Annotated in this window: 27 protein-coding genes; 14 read left to right on the plus strand and 13 right to left on the minus strand. The window is 67.3% G+C overall.

Features of this window, described 5'->3' with window-relative positions:
* Window positions 1-133 precede the first annotated feature (133 nt).
* The 4 genes from JL101_RS24785 to betB all read right to left on the minus strand — a co-directional run bounded on the left by JL101_RS24785 (window position 134) and on the right by betB (window position 5,574).
* Entirely contained in the window at window positions 134-1,210 is a 1,077-nt protein-coding gene (locus JL101_RS24785) for a GlxA family transcriptional regulator (protein WP_203099678.1), read from the minus strand.
* Window positions 1,207-2,214 (minus strand): GlxA family transcriptional regulator, encoded by a 1,008-nt coding sequence (locus tag JL101_RS24790; RefSeq protein ID WP_203099679.1) that lies wholly within the window; start codon window positions 2,212-2,214, stop codon window positions 1,207-1,209. Before JL101_RS24790 ends, JL101_RS24785 begins: the two co-directional genes overlap by 4 nt.
* A 125-nt stretch (window positions 2,215-2,339) precedes the next feature.
* Entirely contained in the window at window positions 2,340-4,055 is a 1,716-nt protein-coding gene (betA, locus tag JL101_RS24795) for a choline dehydrogenase (RefSeq protein WP_203099680.1), read from the minus strand.
* A gap of 49 nt (window positions 4,056-4,104) precedes the next feature.
* Window positions 4,105-5,574 (minus strand): betaine-aldehyde dehydrogenase, encoded by a 1,470-nt coding sequence (gene betB, locus JL101_RS24800; RefSeq protein ID WP_203099681.1) that lies wholly within the window; start codon window positions 5,572-5,574, stop codon window positions 4,105-4,107.
* Between the two features lie 336 nt (window positions 5,575-5,910).
* Between betB and JL101_RS24805 the strand changes: the two genes are divergently transcribed.
* Complete coding sequence (locus JL101_RS24805) at window positions 5,911-6,096, plus strand: type II toxin-antitoxin system MqsR family toxin (RefSeq protein ID WP_203099682.1); 186 nt, start codon at window positions 5,911-5,913, stop codon at window positions 6,094-6,096.
* 28 nt (window positions 6,097-6,124) lie between these two features.
* A complete protein-coding gene (locus JL101_RS24810; protein ID WP_203099683.1) occupies window positions 6,125-6,544 on the plus strand; it encodes a type II toxin-antitoxin system MqsA family antitoxin in 420 nt (139 codons plus the stop codon).
* Between the two features lie 10 nt (window positions 6,545-6,554).
* Here JL101_RS24810 and betI read toward each other — a convergent pair whose 3' ends face one another.
* The gene (gene betI, locus JL101_RS24815; RefSeq protein WP_203099684.1) at window positions 6,555-7,148 is read right to left on the minus strand and encodes a transcriptional regulator BetI; all 594 of its coding nucleotides are present in this window, start codon (window positions 7,146-7,148) and stop codon (window positions 6,555-6,557) included.
* A 120-nt stretch (window positions 7,149-7,268) separates the two neighbouring features.
* Between betI and JL101_RS24820 the strand changes: the two genes are divergently transcribed.
* Together JL101_RS24820 and JL101_RS24825 are read left to right on the plus strand one after the other, a co-directional pair.
* On the plus strand, window positions 7,269-8,261 hold the full coding sequence (locus JL101_RS24820) for a choline ABC transporter substrate-binding protein (RefSeq protein ID WP_203099685.1): 993 nt from the start codon (window positions 7,269-7,271) through the stop codon (window positions 8,259-8,261).
* Between the two features lie 160 nt (window positions 8,262-8,421).
* Window positions 8,422-9,135: an amino acid kinase family protein gene (locus JL101_RS24825; RefSeq protein WP_203099686.1), complete on the plus strand. Its 714-nt coding sequence runs from the start codon at window positions 8,422-8,424 to the stop codon at window positions 9,133-9,135.
* A 22-nt stretch (window positions 9,136-9,157) separates the two neighbouring features.
* Here the strand turns inward: JL101_RS24825 and JL101_RS24830 are convergent, their stop codons facing one another.
* The 3 genes from JL101_RS24830 to JL101_RS24840 are packed head-to-tail and all read right to left on the minus strand — an operon-like array spanning window position 9,158 to window position 11,366.
* The gene (locus JL101_RS24830; RefSeq protein WP_203099687.1) at window positions 9,158-9,355 is read right to left on the minus strand and encodes a hypothetical protein; all 198 of its coding nucleotides are present in this window, start codon (window positions 9,353-9,355) and stop codon (window positions 9,158-9,160) included.
* A gap of 17 nt (window positions 9,356-9,372) precedes the next feature.
* The gene (locus JL101_RS24835; RefSeq protein ID WP_203099688.1) at window positions 9,373-9,774 is read right to left on the minus strand and encodes a hypothetical protein; all 402 of its coding nucleotides are present in this window, start codon (window positions 9,772-9,774) and stop codon (window positions 9,373-9,375) included.
* Between the two features lie 8 nt (window positions 9,775-9,782).
* Entirely contained in the window at window positions 9,783-11,366 is a 1,584-nt protein-coding gene (locus tag JL101_RS24840; protein WP_203099689.1) for an FAD-dependent oxidoreductase, read from the minus strand.
* Window positions 11,367-11,540: 174 nt separating this feature from the next.
* Here JL101_RS24840 and JL101_RS24845 point away from each other — a divergent pair, with 174 nt between their 5' ends.
* From JL101_RS24845 to polA, 3 genes are all read left to right on the plus strand, one after another.
* Window positions 11,541-12,218, plus strand: coding sequence for an HAD family hydrolase (locus tag JL101_RS24845; protein ID WP_203099690.1), 678 nt, complete (start codon window positions 11,541-11,543; stop codon window positions 12,216-12,218).
* A 54-nt stretch (window positions 12,219-12,272) separates the two neighbouring features.
* Window positions 12,273-12,890 carry a phosphatase PAP2 family protein gene (locus tag JL101_RS24850; protein WP_203099691.1) on the plus strand — a complete coding sequence of 206 codons (618 nt, stop codon included), beginning with the start codon at window positions 12,273-12,275 and terminating at the stop codon, window positions 12,888-12,890.
* Window positions 12,891-13,336: 446 nt separating this feature from the next.
* Window positions 13,337-16,201, plus strand: a complete 2,865-nt coding sequence (gene polA, locus JL101_RS24855) for a DNA polymerase I (RefSeq protein WP_203099821.1) — start codon at window positions 13,337-13,339, stop codon at window positions 16,199-16,201.
* An 18-nt stretch (window positions 16,202-16,219) separates the two neighbouring features.
* Here polA and JL101_RS24860 read toward each other — a convergent pair whose 3' ends face one another.
* The 3 genes from JL101_RS24860 to JL101_RS24870 all read right to left on the minus strand — a co-directional run bounded on the left by JL101_RS24860 (window position 16,220) and on the right by JL101_RS24870 (window position 18,669).
* Window positions 16,220-17,185 (minus strand): Rpn family recombination-promoting nuclease/putative transposase, encoded by a 966-nt coding sequence (locus JL101_RS24860; RefSeq protein WP_203099692.1) that lies wholly within the window; start codon window positions 17,183-17,185, stop codon window positions 16,220-16,222.
* 117 nt (window positions 17,186-17,302) lie between these two features.
* Window positions 17,303-17,944, minus strand: coding sequence for a CoA transferase subunit B (locus tag JL101_RS24865; RefSeq protein ID WP_203099693.1), 642 nt, complete (start codon window positions 17,942-17,944; stop codon window positions 17,303-17,305).
* 23 nt (window positions 17,945-17,967) lie between these two features.
* Window positions 17,968-18,669, minus strand: a complete 702-nt coding sequence (locus JL101_RS24870; protein WP_201075162.1) for a CoA transferase subunit A — start codon at window positions 18,667-18,669, stop codon at window positions 17,968-17,970.
* 321 nt (window positions 18,670-18,990) lie between these two features.
* Between JL101_RS24870 and JL101_RS24875 the strand changes: the two genes are divergently transcribed.
* From JL101_RS24875 to mgtE, 3 genes are read left to right on the plus strand one after another with little or no spacing between them, the layout of a single operon-like run.
* Window positions 18,991-19,623 carry a MarC family protein gene (locus JL101_RS24875; protein WP_203099696.1) on the plus strand — a complete coding sequence of 211 codons (633 nt, stop codon included), beginning with the start codon at window positions 18,991-18,993 and terminating at the stop codon, window positions 19,621-19,623.
* Window positions 19,620-20,306 carry an HAD family hydrolase gene (locus JL101_RS24880; protein WP_203099698.1) on the plus strand — a complete coding sequence of 229 codons (687 nt, stop codon included), beginning with the start codon at window positions 19,620-19,622 and terminating at the stop codon, window positions 20,304-20,306. Before JL101_RS24875 ends, JL101_RS24880 begins: the two co-directional genes overlap by 4 nt.
* Window positions 20,306-21,715 (plus strand): magnesium transporter, encoded by a 1,410-nt coding sequence (gene mgtE, locus JL101_RS24885; RefSeq protein ID WP_203099700.1) that lies wholly within the window; start codon window positions 20,306-20,308, stop codon window positions 21,713-21,715. Before JL101_RS24880 ends, mgtE begins: the two co-directional genes overlap by 1 nt.
* Before the next feature lie 14 nt (window positions 21,716-21,729).
* Here the strand turns inward: mgtE and JL101_RS24890 are convergent, their stop codons facing one another.
* On the minus strand, window positions 21,730-22,407 hold the full coding sequence (locus JL101_RS24890; RefSeq protein WP_228435148.1) for an HAD-IB family hydrolase: 678 nt from the start codon (window positions 22,405-22,407) through the stop codon (window positions 21,730-21,732).
* Window positions 22,408-22,632: 225 nt separating this feature from the next.
* Here JL101_RS24890 and JL101_RS24895 point away from each other — a divergent pair, with 225 nt between their 5' ends.
* The gene (locus tag JL101_RS24895; protein ID WP_203099702.1) at window positions 22,633-23,103 is read left to right on the plus strand and encodes a response regulator; all 471 of its coding nucleotides are present in this window, start codon (window positions 22,633-22,635) and stop codon (window positions 23,101-23,103) included.
* A 13-nt stretch (window positions 23,104-23,116) separates the two neighbouring features.
* Here the strand turns inward: JL101_RS24895 and JL101_RS24900 are convergent, their stop codons facing one another.
* Window positions 23,117-24,049, minus strand: a complete 933-nt coding sequence (locus JL101_RS24900; RefSeq protein WP_203099704.1) for a YihY/virulence factor BrkB family protein — start codon at window positions 24,047-24,049, stop codon at window positions 23,117-23,119.
* 261 nt (window positions 24,050-24,310) lie between these two features.
* On the opposite strand from JL101_RS24900, the gene JL101_RS24905 reads away from it, so the two are divergent.
* From JL101_RS24905 to JL101_RS24910, 3 genes are all read left to right on the plus strand, one after another.
* Window positions 24,311-25,150: a tellurite resistance TerB family protein gene (locus tag JL101_RS24905; RefSeq protein WP_203099706.1), complete on the plus strand. Its 840-nt coding sequence runs from the start codon at window positions 24,311-24,313 to the stop codon at window positions 25,148-25,150.
* 76 nt (window positions 25,151-25,226) lie between these two features.
* A complete protein-coding gene (locus JL101_RS36585; RefSeq protein WP_267133539.1) occupies window positions 25,227-25,361 on the plus strand; it encodes a hypothetical protein in 135 nt (44 codons plus the stop codon).
* A 211-nt stretch (window positions 25,362-25,572) separates the two neighbouring features.
* Entirely contained in the window at window positions 25,573-26,118 is a 546-nt protein-coding gene (locus JL101_RS24910; RefSeq protein ID WP_203099708.1) for a DUF4142 domain-containing protein, read from the plus strand.
* Window positions 26,119-26,208: the final 90 nt, after the last annotated feature.

Genomic DNA, 26,208 nt, shown 5'->3' on the forward strand with positions numbered 1-26,208 from the left:
TAAACACAGATAAACTCAGATGAGTGTTGGTTTGGCACCGCGCCTTTCGCCAAAAAGACCTATCTGTGTTTATCTGCGTGCATCTGTGGCCCAAAAATTAGAGTTTCCCACACTTGAAGGCTGACGGCCGCCCTCACTCGAACAAGCGCCGGTCCGGCGGTACCATGTCCCGGTCCAGCGCCAGCGCCGTCACCGCCCGCAGTCCCTCCGCCAGCACCGCCGGTTCCGGTGCCGGCCCGTCCCGCCGCAGTTCGCTCGGGCTGACGCCGTAGACTTCGCGGAACTGGCGGGAGAAGTGGGCACAGTCGGCGAAGCCTGTCTCCTGGGCGATGTCGGTCACCGACCGGGCGGAGTTGCGCAGCAGCCAGTGGCCGTAGCGCAGGCGAAGCAGGCGGTAGAAGCCGGTCGGGCTCATCGCCGTGGCATCGCGGAACAGCCGCTCGAACTGGCGGGTGCTGACGCTCAGGCGGGATGCTATCTGCTCGACCGTCAGCGGATCGCTCAGGTTCTGCTCCATCAGAAGCAGCGCGCGGCGGACGCGGTCGTTGACGACGGCGGCCGCTCCCTCCATCGAGGCCGTCGGAGGCTGCGGCTGCGACTGGCCGGGCGGGCGGGCCTTGTCGATCAGCATGATGTGCATCGTCTTCTGGGCGCAGGCGGAGCCCAGGTGCCGCTCGATCAGGAAGGCGGCGAGGTCGGCGACACCCGCCCCGCCGGCGCAGGTGATGCGGTCGCGGTCCACGACGTAGAGCTGCTCCGCGACCGGCTGATGATCGGGAAACTCCTCCAGGTAGTCGCGGTAATGGTACCAGCTCACGCAGCAGCGCCGGTTGCGCATCAGCCCGGCGCGGCTGAGCACGAAGCTGCCGGTGCAGACCCCGACCAGCCCGACGCCTTGCGCCGCGGCGGTGCGCAGGTATTCGACCGCCTGCGCGTCCAGCTGGGGGCCGGCGTGGAGCAAGCCTCCGACCACCACGATGTAATCGAACTGGCGCGGGTCCTGGAACGCTTCCCAGCGGGCGACCGGGATGCCGCAGCTCGACCTGACCGGTTCGGGGGAGGAGCCCATGATGGTCCAGCGGCAGCGGATCTGCCGGCTGCCGTCGCCGTCGTCGGCGGCCAGCCGCAGCGCGTCCATGAAGGTCGACAGCGCCGTCAGCGTGAAGTTGTTGGTCAGGACGAACCCGACGGAAAGCCCGGTGCAGCTCATTTCGCCACCTCGGGCTGGCGGGCCGGCTCGACCAGGGGGCGGACCCGGTGACTGCTCTGGTCGGCCCTGGGCGCCACGCCGAAATAGTCGCGGTAACATTTGCTGAAATGCGTCGCCGAGACGAAGCCGCAGCTGATCGCCACTTCCATCACCGACATCCGGGTCTGGCACAGCAGCTGGCGCGCCCGCTGGAGCCGGAGCCCCAGGTAATGGCGCGCGGGAGAGCAGTTCATGAACTTGCGGAACAGCCGCTCGACGTTGCGCCGCGACTGGCCCAGCCGGCTGGACAGGGTCAGCAGGTCCAGCGGCTCCTCGATGTTCTCCAGCATCAGCTTGACGGCGGCGGCAAGTTCCTGCCGTTCGATGGCGGGATCGGGCTGGATCGCCTCCCGCTGGCGGACCGAGCCTTGGCGGATCTTTTCGTGCAGGAGTTGTTCGGCGATCGATACCGCCAGCTTATCGCCATGCGTCCGGGCGATGCGGTGGAGCATCATGTCCATCGCCGCCGTCCCGCCGGCGCAGGTGAAGCGGTTGCGGTCGACGGTGAACAGCTCGCCGGTCGCCTCGATCTCAGGATAAGTCTCGGCGAAGCCGGCCAGGTTCTCCCAGTGGATCGTGCAGCGATATCCGTTCAGCAGGCCGGCCCGCGCCAGGATGTGGCTGGCGGTGCAGAGGGAGCCGAACTCCACCCCCTGCGCCGCCCGTCGCCGCAGCCATGACAGCACGCCGCGGTCCTCGTACCAGTGGCCGTCGATGCCGCTGCACAGGACGATGGCGGGGATGTGGGGCGCCGCGTCGATGCCATGGTCCACCGCGATCCGCAGCCCGCAGCTCGCCTCTCCCGCGGTCCCGTCGGGGGAGAGCAATACCCAGCGGTACAGCTCCCGCCCGCTGATGTGGTTGGCGAGCCGGAGGGGCTCCAGGGCCGCCGTGAACGCGATCATCGAGAACCGGGGAATCAGCAGAAACCCCACCGTCTCAGGCGTGCTCGCGGTATGGCCCATGACTGGAGAGACCTCTCAGGACGCGCGGTTCACCGATGTATGCAGATTATGACTTCACCTTCTGGGCATCACCAAGGCAAGAGACGTTGCTTGGATCATCCGAAAGGGTTTCAAATACTCCCGGCTCACCCGGCGGAGCGATAGCTGGAAACCGCCGCTCCGGCCGGAACCGGCTGCCGGGCCGGAGCATCCCCCGCGACATAGTAGGGCACGTCGGCGCGCGGCAGCGCGTCCCGGCCCCGGATCACGTCGGCCAATTTCTCGGCCATCATGATGGTCGGCGCGTTCAAGTTCCCCGTGGTGATCTGCGGCATGATCGAGGCGTCGATCACGCGGAGCCGGTCCACCCCGTGGACCCTGCCTTGCCCGTCCACCACGGCCATGTCGTCGGTGCCCATCCGGCACGAGCAGGACGGGTGATAGGCGGTCTCGCCATGCTGCCGGACGAACTCGTCCAGTTCGGCGTCGGACTGGAAGTTCACGCCGGGGCTGATCTCCCGCCCGCGATAGGGGTCCAGCGCCGGCTGCGCCATGATCTCGCGGGTGATGCGGATGGCGTCGCGGAACTCCCGCCAGTCCTGGGCGGTGGACATGTAGTTGAACAGGATGCTCGGCGCCTCGCGCGGATCGCGTGACTTCGCATGGATGCGGCCCCGGCTGGGCGACCGCATGGAGCCGACATGGGCCTGGAAGCCGTGGGCGTTCACCGCGTTGGTGCCGTTGTAGTTAATCGCCACGGGTAGGAAATGGTACTGGATGTTCGGCCAGGCGAAGCTCTCGTCCGAGCGGATGAAGCCGCCCGCCTCGAACTGGTTGCTGGCCCCGGTGCCGGTGCCCATGAACAGCCACTCCGCCCCGATCGCCGGTTGGTTCCACCATTTCAGCGCGGGATAGAGCGACACCGGCTGGGTGCACTCGTACTGCAGGTACATCTCCAGATGGTCCTGGAGGTTGGCGCCGACGCCGGGGATCTCCGCCACCGGCGATACGCCGAGGTCGCGCAGGAGGTCGGCGGGACCGAGGCCGGAGCGCTGCAGCAGGGCCGGCGAAGCGATGGCGCCGGCGCAGACCAGGACCTCGCGGCGGGCATGCGCCGTCACCGGCTCGCCCTTGCGCAGGTACGACACGCCGACGGCGCGCTTGCCGTCGAACAGCACCCGGTCGCTCAGCGCGTGGGTGACGATGGTCAGGCCCGGCCTGCCCTTCGCCATGTCCAGGTAGCCCCGCGCGGTGCTGGCCCGGCGGCCCTGCGGCGTGACGGTCCGGTCCATCGGGCCGAAGCCTTCCTGCCGATAGCCGTTCAGGTCGTCGGTATGCGGATACCCCGCCTGCACCCCCGCCTCTATCATGGCATGGTAGAGCGGGTTGTTATGGGTCTTCGGCGTCGCCACGCTGACCGGGCCGTCGCCGCCATGGTATTCGTTCGGCCCGATGTCGCGGCTTTCCGCCTTGCGGAAATAGGGCAGGCAGTCGCGGTAGCTCCAGCCGTCAAGGCCGAACTGCTCCGCCCAGTTGTCGTAGTCCATCGCGTTGCCGCGGATGTAGCACATGCCGTTGATCAGCGACGAGCCGCCCAGCCCCTTGCCCCGGCCGCATTCCATGCGCCGGTTGTTCATGAAGGGCTCGGGCTCGGTCAGGTAGGCCCAGTTGTAGCGCCGCCCCTGGAGCGGGAAGGCCAGCGCCGCCGGCATCTGGGTGCGGAAATCCATCCGGTGGTCCGGCCCGCCGGCCTCCAGCAGCAGGACGCTGACTCCCTCGTCCTCGGTCAGGCGGGCGGCCAGCACGTTCCCGGCCGAGCCGGCGCCGACGATGATGTAGTCGAACTCCTGGATGGTAGGCATCGTTCAGGTCCCTCCTGGAAAGACGGGAGCGTTTCAAAAACCCGGAAGATCAGAATACCGAGGCGAAATCGCCCAGCTCGACCTGGACAGACTTGATCCGGGTATAGTGTTCGAGCGTGCCGAGGCCGTTCTCGCGGCCGATGCCCGACTGCTTGTAGCCGCCGACCGGCATCTCGGGCGGCGATTCGCCCCAGCTGTTGATCCAGCAGATGCCCGCCTCAAGCCTGTGGATCACGCGGTGCGCGGTGGTCAGGCTCTCGGTCACCAGCCCGGCGGCGAGGCCGTAGGAGGTGGCGTTGGCGCGGCGGACCACCTCGTCCTCGTCGTCGAAGCCCAGCAGGCTCATAACCGGGCCGAAGATCTCCTCCCGCACGATCGCCATGTCGTCGCGGCAGTCGGCGAAGATGGTGGGTTCGACGAAGGCGCCCTTGTCGAACGGCGCCCGGGTGACGCGCGATCCGCCGGCAAGAAGCCTGGCACCCTCCTTGCGGCCCAACTCGATGTAGCGGAGCACCTTCTCCAGGTGGCCGAAGCTGGACAGCGGGCCGAAATTGGTCCGCGGGTCGAGCGGATCACCCAGCCGGATGCGCTTGACGCGCTCCAGAAGCCGCGACTGGAAATCCTCCATGACGGAGCGGTGGACGAAGACCCGGGTGCCGTTGGTGCAGACCTGGCCGGAGCTGTAGAAGTTCGCCATCATCGCGATGTCGGCGGCGCGGTCCAGGTCGGCGTCGGGGAAGACGATCAGCGGCGACTTGCCGCCCAGTTCCATCGTCACTTCCTTCAACGTGGAGCCGCCGGCCGCCGCCATCACCTTGCGGCCGGTCTCGACGCCGCCGGTGAAGGAGATCTTCTCGATGCCGGGATGCTCGGCCAGCAGCGCGCCGACCCGGCCGTCACCCTGGACGACGTTGAACACGCCGTCGGGCAATCCCGCTTCCGTGTAGATCTCCGCCAGCTTGAGGGCGGTCAGCGGGGTGACCTCGCTGGGCTTGAAGATCATCGCGTTGCCGGCGGCCAGCGCCGGGGCGGACTTCCACAGGGCGATCTGGATCGGGTAGTTCCAGGCGCCGATGCCGGCGACCACGCCCAGCGGCTCCCGCCTGGTATAGACGAAGGACGAGGCGCGCAGCGGGATCTGCTGCCCCTCGATCGCCGGAACCAGCCCGGCATAGTATTCCAGCACGTCGGCGCCGGTCACGATGTCCACGACGCTCGTCTCGCTCAGCGGCTTGCCGGTGTCCAGCGTCTCCAGTTCGGCCAGTTCGTCGTTGCGCTCCCGCAGGATCTCGACGGCGCGGCGCAGGATGCGCGAGCGCTGCATGGCGGACAGGTCCATCCAGGCACGCTGCCCCTCCCGGGCGCTGGCGACGGCACGGTCGATGTCGGCGGCCGAGGCTTGGCTCACTTCGGCCAGCACCTCGCCGGTCGCCGGGTTGACCGTCGTGAAGGCAGCGCCCCCCTCGGCCGCCGAAGTGCTGCCATGAATGTAAAGCTGCTGCTGCCCGAACCTGGCCATCACACCCTCCCCGTCCCGCATATACCGATCGTTCCGTTCCGATCCGTTTCGATGTAATGGTTTTATATTGAACGTTCAACCAAAAAAGATTCGGCGACGGATCGGGAACTCCGGGCGATCTTCTTCGAAGCCGCTCAGGTCTTATGGAATGACACCATTAAGGTGTATCTTGACATTGAGGGCAGAAGGCGCAATTTGCCCCGATGACGGAGAAACGGAAGCCGACCTACGATCTGGATGCCTTCAAGGCTGCATTCGACAGTGCTGGAAAGCTCCGGGCGACGGGCTCAGCGATAAGGGGGGGCGGCAGCACTGGGATTCGGCCGCACCGAGATCGTGGCGACACTGCAGACCATGCGGCGATCTCATTTCTACAAGTCCATGACAGCCTATGCGGATCATCGGGTCTGGCAGGACGTGTACCATGTGCCATCGTCAGCAGGGATGCTGTACGTGAAGTTTACCGCCGATACCGTGACCGAATTCCTGCTGCTGTCCTTCAAGGAGAAAGACGATGAGTGATCCCGTCTGTCCCCAGACAGGAGCGCCCATGTACCGCGACACGCGGCCTATGACGCTGTCTTACCGGACTGAAAGCATCACCTTCGACATGCCGGGATGGTATTGCGACATGTCGGGCGAAAGCATCCATACCGGTGCCGACATGAAGGTTTCCGACCGGATGCTGAACCGGCTCAAGGCCCGGACCGAAGGATTGCTCGAACCGGAGGAGGTCCGCCGCATCCGCAAGAAACTCGGCCTCACCCAGGAACAGGCCGGGCAGCTCGTCGGCGGCGGCCCGCGCGCTTTTCAGAAATACGAAAACGGCGATCTGCTGCCCAGCAGGGCCATCAGCAGCGCCCTTGTCCTGCTCGACCACGACCCCGACGGTTTGAAGGTGCTCAGAGGGCGGAGCGGGAAAGCCGACATGGGGTCACTGGATAAACCGCATGAGGGGCCGCAACCCTGAGCGGCCTCATCTATCCCGCCGCGTCAATCCTGCGCCCGAGCTGCGACGCGAGATAGCTCTGCACGATCGCCCGCGCCGTGTCGGACTTCTCGACGCCTTCGAGGGAGGCGCGCAGCCACAGCCCGTCGATCAGGGCGGCAAGGCCGGTCGCCGCCTCCTCGGCGCGATCGGACGGCAGCAGGCGGCGCAGGTCGTAGAGCAGGTTGGAGCGCAGGCGCCGGGCGTTGACGCGCTGCAGGCGGGCCAGTTCGGGCACGTGCGGGACCTGCGCCCAGAAGGCGAGCCAGGCGACGATCACCGGCCGGTCGAACTGGTTGGCCGCGAAATTGCCGTCGATGATGGCGGCCAGGCGCTGTTCCGGCGAGGAGGCCGCCGCCAACCGCCCGACAACGTCCAGGCGCAGCTGCTGCAGAAGATTTCGCATCGTCGCCTCAAGAAGGTCGTCCTTGCTGCCGAAATAATGATGTATGATGCCGGTGGAAACGCCCGCTTCCTTGCTGATCCGTGATATGGTCGCATCAGCGAAACCGTAGCGGCTGATCGACGTGATCGTCGCCTCGATAAGCTGCTGTCGGCGTATTGGCTCCATACCGACTTTCGGCATGAGTTGATCCTCACCTTCTGGTTTTATCCGAAGGGGAACTTAGCTTTTTTTTATTGGACGATCAATCAAAATAAGCTATCTGTGTTCGGCATCACGGGCATGAACTGCGGGAGTTACCTGATGCAGACCTACACGCGCACGCCGAAATTTGGCGCCCTCGCACGCACCCTGGCGCTGGCCTTCACGGTATCGGCCGTAGCCTTGACGGCGGCCGTCCCCGGTCCCTCGGCCGCGGCGGAACCCGACCAGTGCAGGGCGGTACGCTTCGGCGACGTCGGCTGGAGCGACATCGCCGCGACCACGGGGACGGCATCGGTCGTGCTCCAGGGGCTGGGCTACAAGACGACGACCCAGATCGCGTCGGTGCCGGTGGTGTTCCTGGGGCTGAAGAAGAAGGACATCGACGTCTTCCTGGGCAACTGGATGCCGACGATGGAAACGTTCATCCGGCCCTATATCGAGGACAAGTCGATCGAGGTCGTGCGCGCCAACCTCGAGGGCGCCAAGTACACCCTGGCGGTCCCGTCATACGCCGCCGAGGGCGGCCTCCGCGACTTCTCGGACATCGCGAAGTTCAAGGACAAGCTCGACGGCAGGATCTACGGGATCGAGGCCGGCAACGACGGCAACGTGATCATCGACAACATGATCAAGGCCGATGCCTTCGGCCTGAAGGGCTTTCGGCTGGTCGAGTCCAGCGAAGCCGGCATGTTGAGCCAGATCAAGCGGGCCCAGCGGTCCAAGGAGTGGGCGGTCTTCCTGGGCTGGGAACCCCACCCGATGAACAAGTCGATCGACATGACCTACCTGACCGGCGGCGACGAATGGTTCGGGCCCAACCTGGGCGGGGCGACGGTCTACACCAACGTGCCGGCGGGTTATCGGCAGACCTGCCCGAACGTCGGCAAGTTCCTCGAGAATCTCGTGTTCGACCTGAACATGGAGAACGAGATCATGACGTCGATCATCGACGAAAAGCAGGCGCCGGAGGCTGCGGCGACGGCTTGGCTGAAGAGCAACCCCGCGGTTCTGGAAACATGGCTCAAGGGCGTCACCACCGTGGATGGCAAGGACGGCCTGGCGGCGGTCAGGAAGCATCTCGGCATCTCCTGATCCGGCACGCCTTATCCGGTCGGGGGAATCGGCCGGCGGACCGGGCCGTGGATGAAGTTTGTCGCAAAAAGGCAGGCAAGCCTTGTGCAGACGCCCAAATAATGGTCGCCTGGACCTTGCGACTTCTCCTGCCGTCCCTTTGCCCATCGGACCCCATGCCATGGACTCCCGGTTGATCCCGACGAAAGAAGCCCCGCCGACCTTGGAGGACGCCTGCGTGATCCAGGTCGGCGGCACCCTCGCCGATTGGGTGGGAACGGCCGACTGGATAGCGCTGGCGGCGCGGCTGGGTGCCGTACGCCCGACGATCATCGTGCCGACCGGCGGCCCCTTCGTCGATACGGTTCGGGAAGCCGAGGACATGTGGCGACTCCATCCCGCCGTCGTGCGACGGATGACGCTGCTGGCGATGGACAGCTTCGCCCTGCTGCTGCATGGCATCCACCCCGAGATCGGGATCGCGGCCGGTCCGGCGGAGATGAAGGCCAACGCCGCCACCGGGCGAGCCAGCGTCTGGCTGCCGTCTTCCCTGGCGCAAACGCGGCGGGAATTGATCGAGGATTGGGACGCGGCCTCGGACAGCCTCGCGGCGTGGCTCGCGGTGGAGATCCGCGCGGAGCGGCTGATCCTGGTCAAGGCGGGGGCCTGCCCGTGCCATTCCGTCGAGGCTCTCGGGGCGGATACCGCCGCGATGGTGCGCGACGGGGTCCTGAGCCCCGGCTTCCCGGTCTGGCGGCGCCGGTTCGGAGGCGCCGTCTGGTGCGTGGAGCGCGAGCGGGTGGAGGACGTGGCCGCCGCGCTGGAACAGGGCGGCGGCTTCGGATGCCCGCTGGCCGCGACACCCCTGATGGGCGTCGCGGCGCCGGAACGTTAGGGCCGCCCCCCCGGCCCGGTCTTCAGGCGGAGCGACGCCCGGTCAGGCGGCGGCCGATCGCGCCGGCGATCAGGCCCAGCAGCCAGACTCCCAGGGCTACGGCGACGCTGGCGCCGATCACGAAGATCCACTGCGACTGCTGGAAGCCGCAGTCGCAGACACTGTAAAGATATGCGAAGACCGCCCCGCCGCACAGCAGGGCGAAGATGGCACTGATCACCGCCGGCTCTCCATCGTTCAGGCCTGGGCCGCGAGGGCGTAGAGCCGGGCCTCGGTCTCGGCCAGGACCCAGCCTTCCACCTTGACCGTCCTGCCCTCGGCGAAGTCCTTCCGGATGCGGCCGCGCAGCCAGCCATGGATCTCGGCGTCGGGAGAGCCGGCGAGGCGGCCGCGCTCGGCGCCGAAGATCGTGTCGACCAGGACTTCGCGCGGCTGGCACAGGGCGGCGTGGCCCTGGCAGGCGAAGCCGACGCGGCGCGCGTCGTTCGGCCGGGAGAACATCCGGAGCGCCCGGTCGGCCAGATCGCGGTCTCCCGCCCTTTCCGGCAGGGCGAAGGCGCCGGCCGGGGACGGGGCCACGGCGGCCAGCCCGGTGACGGCGGCGAAGCCGGCGAGGGCGGAGCGGCGGGTAAGCTTCATGCGGGTGCTCATGCTGTCAACAGCCCCTTCAGATGTCCGGCCAGCCGGACGGAAAGCGCGGTGATGGTGAAGGTCGGGTTGGAGGTGCCGACCGTCGTGAAGACCGAATTGCCGACGACGTAGAGATTGCCGACGCCGTGGACCCTGCAATCGGCATCGACGACGCCGTCGCGCGGATCGGCGCTCATCCGGGTCGTGCCGGCATGGTGGAAGCCCCAGGTGTCGAAGCGCGACCAGACATTGGGATCGTCCTCCATGGCGATCTGCATCCGGCCGAGGCCGAGACGCCCCAGCTCCTCGCCCATCAGTTCCATGGAGCGGACCACGCTGTGCTTCTCGATCTCCTGCGTCGCCCAGTGCAGGTTGATCCGGCGCAGGCCCAGATCGTCGACCTGATCGGTCAGGGTGATGCGGCTGTCGGGGTTGGGGACCTGCTCGACCTCCATCTTCAGCAGCCAGACCGCCATGTTGCCCGGGTCGCCGGTGATCCGGCGGGCGAGGTTGCCGGCGACATAGTCGATGTCGCAGATGATGTTGCCGACATGGACGTTGAAGTCGCGAACCCAGCCGCCGCCCGAGACGAATTTCTTCAGCCCGTCGCGGATCGCAGCCAGCGACCGGTCGCCCTGGGTGCGGATGCCGTCATAGAGTTCCAGGCTGAACTGCGCGTTGCACATCCGCTCGGCGCGGATCGTCTCCTCGCTGAGGTGCAGGGAACCCTCGATGTATTCGCCGCTCGGCACCGTGTTCCGGCGGTAGAAGCTGAGGTCGGTCGAACCGTCGGACAGCAGGATCATGCCGGGGCTGGCGACCCGGTGCTCCATGAAGAACCGGCCGACATTGTCATGGTCGTTTCCGATGCCGTTGGGCCGCACCTTGTTGGCGTTCAGCAGCATCCGCGGGTTTTCCATCCCGCCGCAGGCCAGCACGAAATGGCGGGCGCGGAAGGTGGAGCGGTTGCCCGCCGCGTTCACGACGGTCACTTCCCGGATCAGGTTCTCGGTCTCGCCGATCACCAGGTCGACGACGCTGCAATTGAGGTAGCAGGTGACGTTGGGCGACGCCTTCACGGCATCCCGGTGGACCTCGCCGAAGCGGGTCGCGTGGATCTGGGTGGCGCCGGTGTGGAACCGCTTGGGGTCGAACGGCAGAACCGGCAAGCCGGCCGCCTTGGACCAGTACTCGCCGTCGAACAGATGGGGGTTGAGGCCGATGATCTCGGTCGCGCGCGGATAGTGGGCCTTGACGTCGTCCAGGGTGATCGGCCAGCCGCTGTGCGGGATCCAGTCACGCTTCTCGAAATCGATCGGGTCCAGGCTGCGGCAATAGCCGCCCCAATGGTTCGTCGTTCCCCCGAAATAGCGCAGGCGGCAGGCGTCCAGATCGGCATACTCGATACCGGTCTGGGTGCCCTCGTAATTGGGTTGGCCGTTCTCCGGATACTCGAAGCCGCCCGCTTCGATGATGGATACCCGGAAGGGCGCACCGGTCAGTTCCAGCGCCATCGTGATGCCGGCGGCACCGGCACCGATGATGCAGATTTCAGTCTCGATGACTTCGCCGGAAGGTATCTCGGCGCCTTCTAAGATCATGTCTCAATCATTCCCTGATCACTGGCCCTGGGCACGGCGAGCGCGAGCCTATGTTTCGCCCCGGACGCGGACAATCGAGCAGGGTTGGTACCCCTATCGCCACATATCTAAGGTAGAGCAACCGGCCCGGCCACAAACGTGTTTCCCCGGCACCGACGATTCAAGGAGACTCCTATGGCCCACATGGATACCGCCTTCGTGTTCGACCTGGACGGCACGCTGATCGACAGCGTCTACCAGCACGTGCTGGCATGGCAGGAAGCGCTGGACGCCGAGGGGATCGATCTGTCCGCCTGGCGCATCCACCGCAAGATCGGCATGAGCGGCGGGCTGTTCACCAACATGCTGGTCCGGGAGACAGGCCTCGACATCGAGCAGGACCTGCTGGACCGGCTGCGGGCGCGCCACGCCGAGGCCTACCGGCGGCAGTCCGGCCGGCTGCGGGCCCTGCCGGGATCGCGGGAACTGCTGGCGCACCTGACGAACTCCGGCATTCCCTGGACGATCGCGACCAGCGGCAGGATGGAGACGGCGGCGCCCGCGCTTGAGGTGCTGGGAATCGACCTGGAGAAGATCAAGGTCGTGACCCGCGACCAGGTCAAGTACGCCAAACCGGACCCCGACCTGTTCCTGACCGCGGTCGAACGGCTGGGCGTCGATATCCAGTCCACCATCGTGGTCGGCGACAGCATCTGGGACACGCTGGCGGCCCAGCGCGCCCGCGCGCTGAGCGTCGGCCTGCTGTGCGGCGGCTACGGCGCCGACGAGCTCCAGCGGGCGGGAGCCTTCCGGGTCTACGAGGATCCGGCCGACCTGCTGAAGCACCTGGACGAGGTCGGCGGCCGGCGCTGACCGGTGGCGGGCCGGACCAGGAACAAGGGATGCCGACCATGCGTTCTGTCCGGCATGGAAAATTCCTATCCGCTGCCGCGCACGGCGCGGGCGATGATCGCCCGCCGGCCGTTGGTTGCCAAGGCCTGCTCCCCGGAACCGACCGGGGTGGCGGGCCTTGACCTGATCGTCCGCAACTTCTGTCTCGACGACCCCGGACCCGTCGCCCAGGCGGTCAAAATCGCGGGACGATACGGCATCAAACGCCACGTCCTGATCCCCGCCTTCGCCCTGTGCTGGGCGGCGGGCAGTCATCGCGACCTGCCGGCGCTGGAGCAGGCCGGCAGGATCGGCGTGACCGGCGTGGTGGCGACGGCGCTGGTATCCGAAGCGATCAAGCGCAACCTGTGCCGCTCCCGCCCCTGCGACTGCGGCGATGCCGGCGAATGGGGCACCGAGGGCGCCCGCTCCTTCCCCTCCGGCCATGCGGGAAGCGCTTTCGCGGCCGCCACGGCGGTGGCCCTCGCGGCCGGGGACCGACGCATCGGCGGGGGCGTCTTCGCGGTAGCCGGCGTGCTGGCGGGCGGGCGGGTCTACGCCGACCGGCACTGGACCTCCGACGTGGTCGCCGGCGCCGTCCTGGGCACGGCGGTCACCGCGCTGGCGGCGTGGTGGCTGGGAGTACGGCGCTAGGAAAGAATGAGGAGATGGTGTCCGCGGCGGGATTCGAACCCACGGCCCCAGGATTCATCCCACTTCGGCTTTCGCCGCCGCCGGGCTATCGATCTGCCCGGCGTTCGTGGTCTGGACTGTCCCTTCACCATGGGCCGAAGCCGACAGGTGCCGCCCGTCCAGTCTCTACACCTTCCCCGACCTTTCGGAGGGGGCTTGGCTCGGGATCGGCAAGGTGCCGTCGGCACCGGAGCTTTCCCCGACTTTGAGCGGATCCGCCGCGCGGTTTCCCCTCGCGACGCCCAATTGAACTAGGAATCCTGTGCTCTATCCTGCTGAGCTACGCGGACATTATCTCCTGTGGAATGTCTAGCGGTTTTCGCCCCCTGCGGCAACCCGCAAATCGCCCGCCCCGGATCAACCTGCCCGTATCGACCTGGGGCACCGGCCATGCTATTTCCATGGACATGACCGACACCGCCCAGACCGATTCCGTCCAGACGGAAACCGCCGCCAAACCCGCCGATGGCCTCTATCTGGTGGATGGCTCCGGATTCATCTTCCGCGCCTACCACGCCATTCCGCCGCTGACCCGCGCCGACGGCACCCCGGTCAACGCGGTGATGGGCTTCACCAACATGCTGATGAAGCTGCTGGCGGACCATCATGCCGAGGCGGTGGCGGTGGTCTTCGACAGCAAGCGGCTGAACTTCCGGAACGAGTTCTACGCCGATTACAAGGCCCACCGGCCCGAACCGCCGGAGGAGCTGAAGCCCCAGTTCGGCATCATCCGCGAAGCGGTCGAGGCCTTCTGCGTACCGTCGATCGAGCTGGAGGGGTACGAGGCCGACGACCTGATCGCGACATACGCGCGCCTCGCCCGCGAGCAGGGGCGGCAGGTGACGATCGTCTCCTCCGACAAGGACCTGATGCAGCTGGTCAGCGACGGCGTCGCCATGCTGGACCCGATGAAGAACAAGCCGATCGGGCCGGAAGAGGTCTTCGAGAAGTTCGGCGTGACGCCGGACAAGGTGGTGGACGTGCAGGCGCTGGCCGGCGACCCGGTGGACAACGTGCCGGGCGTTCCCGGCATCGGCGTCAAGACCGCGGCCCAGCTGATCGGCGAGTACGGCGACCTGGAACAGCTTCTGGAGCGGGCCGGCGAGATCAAGCAGCCCAAGCGCCGTCAAGCCCTGATCGATAATGCGGAGCTGGCGCGGATCTCCAAGCGGCTGGTCCGGCTGGACGACCAAGCCCCGGTGCCGGTGCCGCTCGACGACCTGAAGGTGCGCGAGCCTGACCACGAGAAGCTGCTGGGCTTCCTGCGGCAGCAGGGATTCCGGTCGATCATCACCCGGGTCGAGAACGAGATCCGCGCCGACGGCAAGTTGGTGGACGGCGCCTCCGCCCCGGCCGGCCCGGCGGGGACCGTGGCAGCTCCGGCCTCCGCGCCGGAGGCGAAGCCCCGGGCGCAGTTCGGCGGCAAGGGCACCTACGAGCTGGTCCAGACCGCCGAGGCGCTGGACCGCTGGATCGCCGCCGCCCATGCCGCGGGAACGGTTGCGGTCGATACCGAGACCGACTCGCTCAGTGCCTGCAGCACCCGGCTGGTCGGCGTCTCGATGGCGGTGGAACAGGGGGCGGCCTGCTATATCCCGGTCGGCCATGTCGGCCCGGGGGGTGCTCCGGCGGAAGGATCGCTCGACCTCAGCCCGTCCGACGCGCCGCCGCAATTACCGATCGCCGAGGTGGTGGCGAAGCTGAAGCCGCTTCTGGAAGACCCGACCGTGCTGAAGGTCGGGCATAACCTGAAGTTCGATATCCAGGTGTTCGGCAGCCACGGCATCCGGCTCTCCCCGATCGACGACACCATGCTGATCAGCTACGTGCTGGAGACGGGATTGCACGGCCATGGCATGGACGAGCTGTCCAAGCTCCATTGCGACTATGCGCCGATCACCTACGACCAGGTGACCGGCACCGGCAAGTCGCGGGTCACCTTCGACCGGGTGCCGCTGGACAAGGCGACCGAGTACGCGGCGGAGGACGCCGACGTGACGCTCCGCCTGCATCACGCGCTGAAACCCCGGCTGGTCCAGGAACGGCTGACCACCCTCTACGAGACGATCGAGCGGCCGCTGGTCCCCGTCATCGCCGACATGGAGGCCTGCGGCATCCTGGTGGACCGCGACGTGCTCAAGGAGCTGTCGGGCGACCTGGCGTCCAGGCTGGCCGAGCTGGAGACCGCGATCCACCGGCTGGCCGGCCATCCCTTCAACGTCGGCTCGCCCAAGCAGCTGGGCGACGTGCTGTTCGGCGAGATGGGTCTCCAGGGCGGCAAGAAAGGCAAGACCGGCGCCTATTCAACCGACAGCGCCACGCTGGAGCCGCTGGCCGAGCAGGGCCACGACATCGTGCAGAAGGTGCTGGACTGGCGCCAGTTCTCCAAGCTGAAGAGCACCTACACCGACAGCCTGCAGCAGCAGATCGACGCCAAGACCGGCCGGGTCCACACCTCGTTCTCGCTGGCGATCACCAACACCGGCCGGCTGTCGTCAAACGATCCCAACCTGCAGAACATCCCGATCCGCACCGAGGAAGGCCGCAAGATCCGCCGTGCCTTCATCGCCAAGCCGGGCCATGTGCTGCTGTCGGTCGACTATTCCCAGATCGAGTTGCGGCTGGTCGCCGAGATGGCCGGGATCGAGGCGCTGAAGCACGCCTTCCGCGAGAACATCGACATCCACGCCATGACCGCGTCCCAGGTGTTCGGCGTGCCGCTGGACCAGATGACCGGGGAGATCCGGCGCAAGGCCAAGGCGATCAATTTCGGCATCATCTACGGCATCAGCGGCTTCGGCCTGGGCCGCCAGCTCGGCATCTCGGCGGGAGAGGCCAACGCCTTCATCAAGAGATACCTGGAGCGCTTCTCCGAACTGGCCGCCTACATGGAGCAGACGAAGGAGTTCTGCCGGAAGAACGGCTACGTCACGACCCTGTTCGGCCGCCGCTGCCACATCCAGGGCATCACCGAGCGGAACCCGGCGCGCCGCCAGTTCGCCGAGCGGCAGGCGATCAACGCGCCGATCCAGGGGACCGCGGCCGACATCATCAAGCGCGCCATGGTCCGCATCCCCCCGGCGCTGGAGGCGGCTGGCCTGACGGGCCGCATGCTGCTCCAGGTCCATGACGAACTGGTGTTCGAGGTACCGGAGGCCGAGGCGGCCGAGACCTCCGATACCGTCCGCCGCGTGATGGAAGGTGCCGCGAGCCTGGGCGTGCCGCTGGTCGCCGAGGCCGGTACGGGACACAGCTGGGCCGACGCGCACTGAGCGCGGCGGCCACCGGCATCAGTTCGCCCTGCGCCCCGTGAACACCGCGTCCAGGCTGGGGGCGTCGAGGATGTTCTCGGCCCATTCGTCCAGATCGCCGTCAGGGGCGCCGAGCACCCGTTCCAGCGTCGATTCGGGCACGGCACCGAAGCGCCGCCTAAGCTGGCGCAACAACAGGTCGGCCTTGCCCTCTGCCTTGCCTTCCGCCTTCCACTGTTCCGCTGCGATCGACATGATCCTGGCCTCCTGACCTGGAACGATCTCGGTCAGCGCGTCCCGAAGGACCGCCGCGTTGATCTCGTTCGGCTCTGCGATAAGGTAGCGTACCAGCGCAACCAAGTCATCAAAGCCGATGGCCAGCGCCGCCCGGCCGAGCTTCACCAGCAGCTCGTAAAGGTCGCCGCGGCGGCTGCCATGCTTCAGGATCAGCAAGCCGACCCGAAGCACCTTTTCGCGCGACAGGCTGGCGCCGTCGATGCGGCCAAGATCGGCCAGCGAGTAGCGGAAATCCAGGAGGTACGGCCGCAGCATCTCGTCGCCCAGCTCCATCCCGGCGGCGAAATCGAGGGGTATCCGCCACTCCGCCTCGCCGTGATAGACCACGAGCGGCAGGATGGGCGGCAGCGGCTTCAGCCTGCCGTCGGCATCCCTGCCCTCCCGCTGGACCCACCACTGCCAGATCTTGACCTCGTAGCCGAGCAGCTGAAGACCGATTCGCGGTTCCGGCCAGGCCTTGTGCTCCAGCAGGGCATAGATGAAGGCGGCCCCGCCCGTGAGGGTGCGGGTCCGGTAAAGCCGATCGGTGCGGTATTCCTGAAGTTCCCGATCGACGAAGGAGCCGTGCTCCAGCACGGGATCCTCCGGGGACAACTGGCGAGCGACTTCTTCCGGAAGGCGCTCGCGGATCAGGGCGCCTGCCGCGCCGGGCTGATCGAGCAGGCGCTTGAAGAAATGGTCGTGGCGCTGGATCAGGCGGGAGGTCATCGACGGGAACATCCGGTTGGAGACACATGCGTGAGTATTCGCATGCCCGACCGGCGTTTCCCTATCGAAGCGTCCGTCGCGCGGCTGCGTCAAATCGGCCGCGCGACGGTCCTCCGGTCAGACCGCGACCTTGAACTCGGCCTCGGTCTTGGACTTGATGTCGTCCACGGTCACGCCGGGAGCGACCTCGATCAGGGTCAGGCCGCCACCGTTCTCATCGATCTGGAAGACTCCCATGTCGGTGATGATCATGTCGACCACCGCGGCCCCGGTCAGCGGCAGGGTGCACTGCTTCAGGATCTTCGGCTCGCCGTCCTTGGAGGCGTGCTCCATCACCACGACCACCTTCTTGACCCCGGCGACCAGGTCCATGGCGCCGCCCATGCCCTTGACCATCTTGCCCGGGATCATCCAGTTCGCCAGGTCGCCGTTGGCCGCCACCTGCATGGCGCCGAGGATCGACAGGTCGATATGGCCGCCGCGGATCATGCCGAAGCTGTCCGCGCTGCTGAAGTAGCTGGTCTTCGACAGCTCCGTGATCGTCTGCTTGCCGGCGTTGATCAGGTCGGGGTCCTCCTCCCCCTCGTAGGGGAACGGGCCCATGCCCAGCATGCCGTTCTCGCTCTGGAGCGTCACCTCGATCCCGTCCGGGATATAGTTCGCCACCAGGGTCGGGATGCCGATCCCTAAGTTGACGTAGAAGCCGTCGCGCAGTTCCTTCGCGGCGCGCGCCGCCATCTCTTCGCGGGTCCAAGCCATGTTCTTATCTCCTCCCCTGTTGGTCAGGCGCGCTTGCGGACGGTGCGCTGCTCGATGCGCTTGCCGGCATCGGCCACGTGGATGATGCGCTTGACGAAGATGCCGGGCGTGATGATGTGGTCGGGATCGATCTCGCCGGGCTGCACCAGGTGCTCGACCTCGGCCACGGTGACCTTGGCCGCCGTCGCCATCATCGGGTTGAAGTTGCGCGCGGTCTTGCGGTAGACGAGGTTGCCCTCGGTGTCGCCCTTCCAGGCGTGGACCACCGCCAGGTCGGCGAACAGGCCGCGCTCCATCACGTAGGTCTCGCCGTCGAACTCGCGGACTTCCTTGCCATCCGCTACCGAGGTGCCGACGCCGGTCTTGGTGAAGAAGGCCGGGATGCCGGCGCCGCCGGCGCGGATGCGCTCGGCCAGGGTGCCCTGCGGGTTGAACTCGATCTCCAGTTCGCCGGCCAGGTACTGCTTGGCGAAGGTCTTGTTCTCGCCGACATAGGACGAGATCATCTTGGCGATCTGGCGGGTCTCCAGCAGGACGCCCAGGCCGACATTGTCGATGCCCGCGTTGTTGGAGATCACGGTCAGGCCCTTGACCCCGGAATCGCGGATCGCCTCGATCAGCACCTCCGGGATGCCGCACAGGCCGAAGCCGCCGGCCATGATCGTCATGTCGTCGAAGAGCAGCCCTTCCAGGGCGCTCTTGGCGTCGGCGTAGACCTTCTTCATCCCTTTATCCTTGTCTCTTTATCGTTGTTACGCCCATTGATCCGGTCCGGAACCTGATCGGCGCACTTGCCCGCCGTCAGCCGGGCCGTTACCGTCAGGGCTATTGCCGTCGGAGCCATTGTCTCCAGGGATAGTGCGGTGCGACATCCCCTGTCAATCCGGCGCATGCCCGTCGAGGGGTCTTCCCCCAAGCTTTCGACAATCTCCCGCGCACCCATTACACGGCTCCGGGCGTTGTAGCGCCAATCGGTTCCCGCGGCCTCTACCAACGGCGAGATCGTCCATCATGCCCAATCCTCGAACCGGGACACCGCATCCGCCATGCTCGACCTGGCACTGACCTCGGCCGTGGCGCTGCTGGTTACGATCGACCCGATCGGCACCGGCCCCGTGTTCGCGGCGCTTACCCGCGGGTCCGACGACGCCCATCGCCGCCGCATGGCGGTCAAGGGCGTCCTGATCGCGGCCGGCATCCTGTTCGTCTTCGCCTTCGTCGGCGATTTCCTGCTCCGCGCCCTGGGCATCGGCTTTCCCGCCTTCAGGATCGCCGGCGGCATCCTGCTGCTGCTGCTCGCCATCGACATGGCCTTCGCCCGGCCGAGCGGTCTGCGCAGCACGACCGAGCCCGAACAGGAGGAGGCGACGCACAAGGAGGACATCTCGGTCTTTCCGCTGGCGATTCCCTTGATCGCGGGCCCCGGCGCCCTGACCTCCCTGCTGCTGCTGATGGGCAAGACCGACGGCGATCCGTTGGCCCAGGCGGTAGTTCTGGGCGTGCTCGCGCTCGTGCTGCTGGCCAACCTCGCGGTCCTGCTGGCGGCGGGCCGGATCACCAAGCTGATGGGCGTCACGGGGGTCAACGTGGTCAACCGCATCCTGGGCATCCTGCTGGCGGCGCTGGCCTGCCAGTTCGTGATCGACGGCATCCTGCAGAGCGGAATAGTGAACACATGAGCGCGCACTGGACGATCGGCTTCGACGGCGACGATACGCTGTGGCACAACGAATCGATCTTCTCCATGACCCAGGAGAGGTTCCGGGCCATCCTGGGCGAGGTCGATGCCGCCGAGGTGGACCGGCGACTGCTGGAGACCGAGCGGCGCAACCTCGGCCTGTTCGGCTACGGCATCAAGGGCTTCGTCCTGTCGATGATCGAGACCGCGATCGAGGTGACCGACGGCCGCGTGGCTGCCCGCGACATCCAGATCCTGATCGAGGCCGGCAAGTCGATGCTCGCCCACCCGGTGGATCTGCTGGACGGCGTCGCCGAGACCGTCGGATATCTCAGCCACAGCCACCGGCTGGTCCTGATCACCAAGGGCGACCTGTTCGATCAGGAGAGCAAGATCGCCCGCTCCGGCCTGGCCGAGCTGTTCGACCGGATCGAGATCGTGTCGGAGAAGGACCCGGAAACCTATCGCCGGATCCTGGCGCGCCACGACATCCCGCCCGAACGGTTCCTGATGGTCGGCAACTCCGTCCGGTCCGACATCCTGCCGGTGCTCGAAGTCGGCGGGCAGGCGGTCCATGTCCCCTATCACATCACCTGGGCCCACGAGCATGTGGAACCTCCGGCCGAAGGCTACCGGCGGATCGACGGCATGGCCGAGCTGACCGGCGTGATCGCGGCGCTGTGATGCGGCAGGACGAATACCGGCCGGCCCCCCGCGACGGCGGCGACGAGGACGGGCGCCCCGACACCCGGCTGACCGGACTGACCGCCGGGTTCGTCGGGGAAGTCCGCGCCTGCCTGGCCGCCGACCGCATCGACCGGGTGCATGCGCTGGCCGAGCCGCTGGGTCCCGCCGATCTGGCCGACCTGCTGGAGTCCCTCGACCCGCGCGAGCGCGCCCGGGTGGTCGGGGCGATCCGCGACAGCTTCGACCCGACCGTGCTGACCGAGCTGGACGACAGCGTGCGGCTGGAGGTGGTGGAGCAGTTCGACACCGCCGACCTGGCGGCGGCCATCGCCCACCTGGAGAGCGACGACGCGCTGCACCTGATCGAGACGCTGGACGAGGACCGCCGGATCGCCGTGATGCAGGCGATGCCGGCCGCCTTCCGCGCCATCCTGGAACAGGGGCTCGCATATCCCGAGTCCAGCGCCGGCCGCCTGATGCAGCGCGACGTGGTCGCCGTGCCGGGCTTCTGGACGGTGGGCGAGGTGATCGACTTCCTGCGCCGCAGCCAGGGACTGCCCGACGATTTCTACGACCTGTTCGTGGTCGATCCGGCCCACCGCCCGGTCGGCACGGTGCCGACCAGCCGTGTGCTCCGCAATCCCCGCGGGACGAAGGTCGCCGACATCATGGAGGATCGCGGCCTGAGCGTCCCGGCCACCATGGACCAGGAGCAGGTGGCCGACATCTTCCGCCGCAACGACCTGATCAGCGTGCCGGTGGTCGATTCCGCCGGGCGCGTCATCGGCGCGATCACCGTGGACGACATCGTCGACGTGATCGACGAGGAGGCCGAGGAGGATCTGCTGGGCTTGGCGCGCACCGGCGAGCGGGACATCTACGCCTCGCCGCTTCGCACCGCCCGGCGGCGCCAGAGCTGGCTGCTGATCACCCTGGTCAACACGATCCTGGCCTCCATCGTGATCTCGCGTTTCGAAGGAGCGATCGAGCGGATCGTGGCGCTGGCCGTGCTGATGCCGATCGTCGCCGCCATGGGCGGCAATGCCGGCATGCAGGTCATCACGGTGATGGTCCGGGCGCTCGCCGCGCGCGACCTCGCCGCGGGCGGCACCTGGCGGGTGGTCGGCAAGGAGGTCGTCGTCGGGGTGCTCAACGGCATCGTGTTCGCGACCATCATGGGGACTATCGCGACCCTGTGGTTCGGCGAGGCGGGCCTGGGGCTGGTGCTGGCCAGCGCCATGATGTTCAACATGGTGTGGGCCGGCCTCGCCGGGACCCTGATCCCGCTGACGCTCCACCGCCTCGGGATCGACCCCGCCGTGGCCGCCGGCCCGTTCCTGACGACGACCACCGACGTGCTGGGCTTCTTCGTGTTCCTGGGGCTCGCCAGCGCCTTCCTTCTGTGACGCCGGATGCCGTATCAGACGATGACCTTGTTGTTCAGCAGCGCCAGCATCGGCACGTCGCTCGGCCGGTTGCCGTAACCCCAGGTCTCGCCGAACGGACCGTGGTGGTGGAGATAGGCGGAAACGCGCTGGGCCTTCATGGCGCGCACGCAGTTGCCGCCCTTCATGTGCCCGGTCAGGATGCCGTCTTCCTCCTCCAGCCCGGTCGCCAGCAGGTCGTCGACGCCCAGCCCGCGCAGCAGGACCGGCATGTAGAGGGCGAGCGCTCCCGTCGCGACCACGATGCGGCGGCCGGCATCCTGGTGGGCCTTCAGGGCGTCCAGGATGGGCCGGTTCCAGCGGGTCCAGCCGGCCAGCCGTTCGGCGGCGGCCTCGGCTTCGGCGACCGGAACTCCGGCCAGGGTCTGGCGGAGCAGGATGGCCTTGGTGGAGGTCCGGATATCGTCGCCGAGCTGGCGCCTCGTCGCGTGGAGCTGAATCGCCCCGTGCACCGCCCGGGCCAACGAAAGCCTGGCCCGGCGGGATCCCACGATCTGCGACAGGAACGGCAGCAGGCTGTCCCCGCGGACCAGCGTTCCGTCGAAATCGAAGAAGGCGATTCCCTGGCGATCTCCCCGGGCCCCGTTTCCGGAGCCGGATGGCTCGGGGGACGGGGAAGGATGCGGCGGCGGAAGGATTTTGCCGGTACTCACGGTTCGATGGCTCGGTAAGGGCGATCGGGCGATCAAATACTCCAGTCTTCCCGGCGGCTCAACCCCGCAGATCGGACCGTCACCGCCGATCGGGCCACAGTCGGAAGTTGACGACAATTGGTTTGGTCCGCGACTTTTGGCAGGTTCGGTTGTTGAGGTAGTGACCGGCGCAACAGAATAACAAACAGCTCAACCGGGAGCCGGGGAATTGGAGAGCCTTGAACCATGCGGATTCTCATCGTCGAGGACGAAGCGATCATCGCCCTTTGCATCGGAATGACGCTGCAAGGGGCCGGGCACGAGGTCTTGGGACCGGTGGCGACGCTGGACGGGTGCATCAAGCTCGCGGAGCGGACCATGCCGGAACTGGCACTGGTGGACATCAATCTGGAAGCCGCGGGAACAGGCGTCGACGTCGCCCGGGAGCTGCTGGAACGCTGGGGCGTGATATCGATCTTCGTGAGCGCCCAGGAGGTCGTCGCCCGGCGCAACCGGGACGCGGCGGTCGGATACCTGAACAAGCCGTTCGACACGCGGACCCTTCTGGAAAGCGTCAAGGTCGCCGAACTCATCCAGCAGGGCTCCACCCCAACCACGGTACCCAACGGGCTCGAGCTGTTCGTCGAGACCGAGGGTGAGCAGCCGAAGGAGCGCTGGCAGGCGGCCCTGGAGCGGGCGCAGGTTCCGCAAAGCTGATGTAAGCCCGGGTTCAAGGCGCCTTCGAGTCCGGGACCGCGGCGGTGTCGAGCGTCGTCCAGCGCTCCGTCTCGGCGTTGAGGGCGGCGCCGAACAGCACCGCGTAGGCCAGCATGTAGAGCCAGATCATCACCGTCAGCACCGCGCCCGCCAGCCCGAACGCCATTTCGTAATGGGCGACCTCGCGGACATAGAACGAGAACACCAGGGAAATCAGCATCCACAGGGCGGAGGCCACGACGGCGCCCCAGCCGACCCACCGCCATTTCGGGGATGACCGGCAGGGTGCCACCCGGTAGCAGACCGACAGCGCGGCGACGATGATCGCGCCGACCAGCGGCCATCGGCCGACCGACGCCGCCATCGCCCAGAACGGTCCCAGGGACGGATCCCGGGACGACTGCTCGGCCAGCGCGCCGACCAGGGTGGGTCCGGCGGTCAGGATGCCGATCGACGCCACCACCAGCACCGAGGCGCCGAGCCCCAGCAGCAGGGCCAATCCGTTGAGGACGAAGAAGCCCCGCGTCTCCACTTCCCCATAGGCATTGTTGAGCGCGGCCATCAGCGCCCGCATGCCGAACAGGGCGCTCCACAGCAGCATCAGGACGGTACCCGCCAGCCCCCAGCCGAACTGGTCGCCCGATCCGCGGGCGGTCGCCACCAGACTGCCGAAGATCGCCCTCATCGCCTCGTCCGGCAGAACGGCTTCCAGTTCCTGGATCCAGGACTGCACGGTGCCGCCGCCGCCGAGCATGCCATAGCTCAGGACCAGCAGGGCAAGCGTCGGGATCAAGGTATAGAAACCGAAGAAGGCCACGCCCGCGGCGGCAACCCAAAGGGCCTGGTCGTTCGAGGTGTTCCAGACCCGCTTCAGGATCGTCCACCAGCCGCCGCCGGGGATCGCGGCGGGATGCGCGGCCTCCCGCCCGGCCCGGTCCCTAGACATCCCGTGACATCGCCGTGAAATCGGCGGCGGGAACCTCGGCCGCGAAGAAATCCGGCGGCATCGATCCATATCGGTAACCGGCGTTCCTGATCGCGGGGCGGCATCCCGGCAGGATCCGGCAATCGAAACACCGGGCAAGCCATCCGGCTCGACTTCGGTACGGCGCGTGTCGACTTCGTTTCGTCATCATGCCCCGGAAATACAGGAATGCTTACCGGCCGTCGCTGTTGCCGAGGTGAGATAACCATCCAGGAGGACACCATGGCTGATCTTACAGGTATTCTGGGCACGATGCTCGCCACCGGCATGGCCGGCCGAAGCCGTCGCGGTCCGGCCTTCTCGTCATCGCCGTTCGGCATGGGCGGAAGCGGAATGGGCGGAGGGCTCGGCGGCCTCGGCGGAGCCCTGGGAGGCGGCATGGGGGCCGGCGGCATGCGCTCGGCCGGAATGGGCGGCGGCATGGATTTCAAGCATGTGGCCGGGCTGGGCGCGCTGGGATACCTGGCCTACAAGGCCTTCCAGGAACGGCAGGCCAACACGGGCGGCCAGGGCGGCGGCGCATCGCCGGCGGGCGGCTCCTCCGGCGGGCTCGGCGATATGATCGGCGGCATCTTCGGCGGCGGGCAGCGCGGCGGCCAGGCAAGCCAGGCGGGTTCGGGCGGCGGCCTGGGCGACCGGCTGGCCGGAATGTTCGGCCAGCAGCGGCAGGATGCCGGGCAGCCGGCGGACGACCCGAGCGCCTATCCCGACGTCGCCATGGAGGACGAGCGCGCGCTCCTGCTGATCCGCGCGATGATCGCGGCGGCCAACGCGGACGGCGAGATCACCGCCGACGAGCGCCAGCGCATCCTCGCCAAGCTCGACGAGGCCGGCGCCGGTCCCGACGAGAAGACGGTCGTGGAACGCGAGCTGGCGTCGCCGATGTCCACGGACGCCCTGGTCCGCGAAGTCCGTGATCCCGAGACGGCCGAGCAGGTCTATCTGGCCTCTGCCCTGGCGATCGAGCCGGACACCGCGGCCGAACGGTCCTACCTGCAGTATCTCGCGGCCCGCCTCAACCTGGACCCCCAGCGGGCGGAACAGCTGCACAAGGTCGCCTGACCCTTCGGCCTTACCTTTCGGAGGGACGCACCGGGAGCGTCCCTCTTCTCCACGTTCTCCAAGATGCGAGACCCAGATGGATTTTCCCAGGCTGCTGTGCGGCTTCGCCGCGCTCTGGCTGCTGGCCGCGTGCAGCGCAGCACCGGAAGCCGATCCCAACGACGGCCCCGAGATCGAGGTTCCAGTCGGCTCCGACGCTCCCGCGCGGTGATCCGGCCGTCCGCCGGTACCTGCCCGAGGGGTATAGGCTGATCGAGATCGCGCGATCAAATCCGGGACGGCAGGTTTGCAATCCTGCCAATCAACCGGTTCATCGGCCAAATCACCCGTCGGATCGCCGCGGCTCCATCGCGGCAGCGCTCCGACGCCGCGCATCGTCATCCCGATCCCATTCCATAAGCAATAAACTGGAGGACCGCATCATGTCCCATATGCGTTTCGGCGCCTTGGCCCTGGCAGCTTTCGTCGTCTCCGGCTGCTCCACCCCGTTCGGCCTGTCCAATCTCGGCGGCGAGACGTCGTCTCTCAGCGCCGCCGACCGCACCTTCATCTCGCAGGCCGCCTACGGCAGCCTTGCCGAGGTTCAGCTCGGCGAGTTGGCGCAGCAGCAGGCCTCCAGCCCGCAGGTCCGCGAGTTCGGCCGGACGATGGTGACCGAACATACGCAGATGAACGAGGACCTGATCAAGGTCGCGTCCGCCAAGGGCGTCACGCCGCCCAGCTCGCCCGATCCCGGCCGCGCCGACGTGGCCGACATGCTGGAGCAGCTGTCGGGACAGGAATTCGACCGCCAGTACATCCAGCAGCAGCTCATCGACCACCAGCTCTCGGAGACCCTGTTCGAGAACCAGGCCGAGAACGGACAGGACGTCGAGCTGAGGCAGTTCGCCCGGCGCTACGAGCCGGTCATCGAGCGCCATGTGGAGATGCTGCGCCGGATGTCGTCCCAGCGGGTCTCGTCGAACTGACCTGTCCTCGGGACCGGGAGGCGATCCCCGCCTCCCGCTTCGCGGCTTGTGCGGGCGCCCCGGGTGCGGCTAACTGTCCCCAACCGTGAC

This window comes from Skermanella rosea, from assembly GCF_016806835.2.
Lineage (GTDB): Bacteria > Pseudomonadota > Alphaproteobacteria > Azospirillales > Azospirillaceae > Skermanella > Skermanella rosea.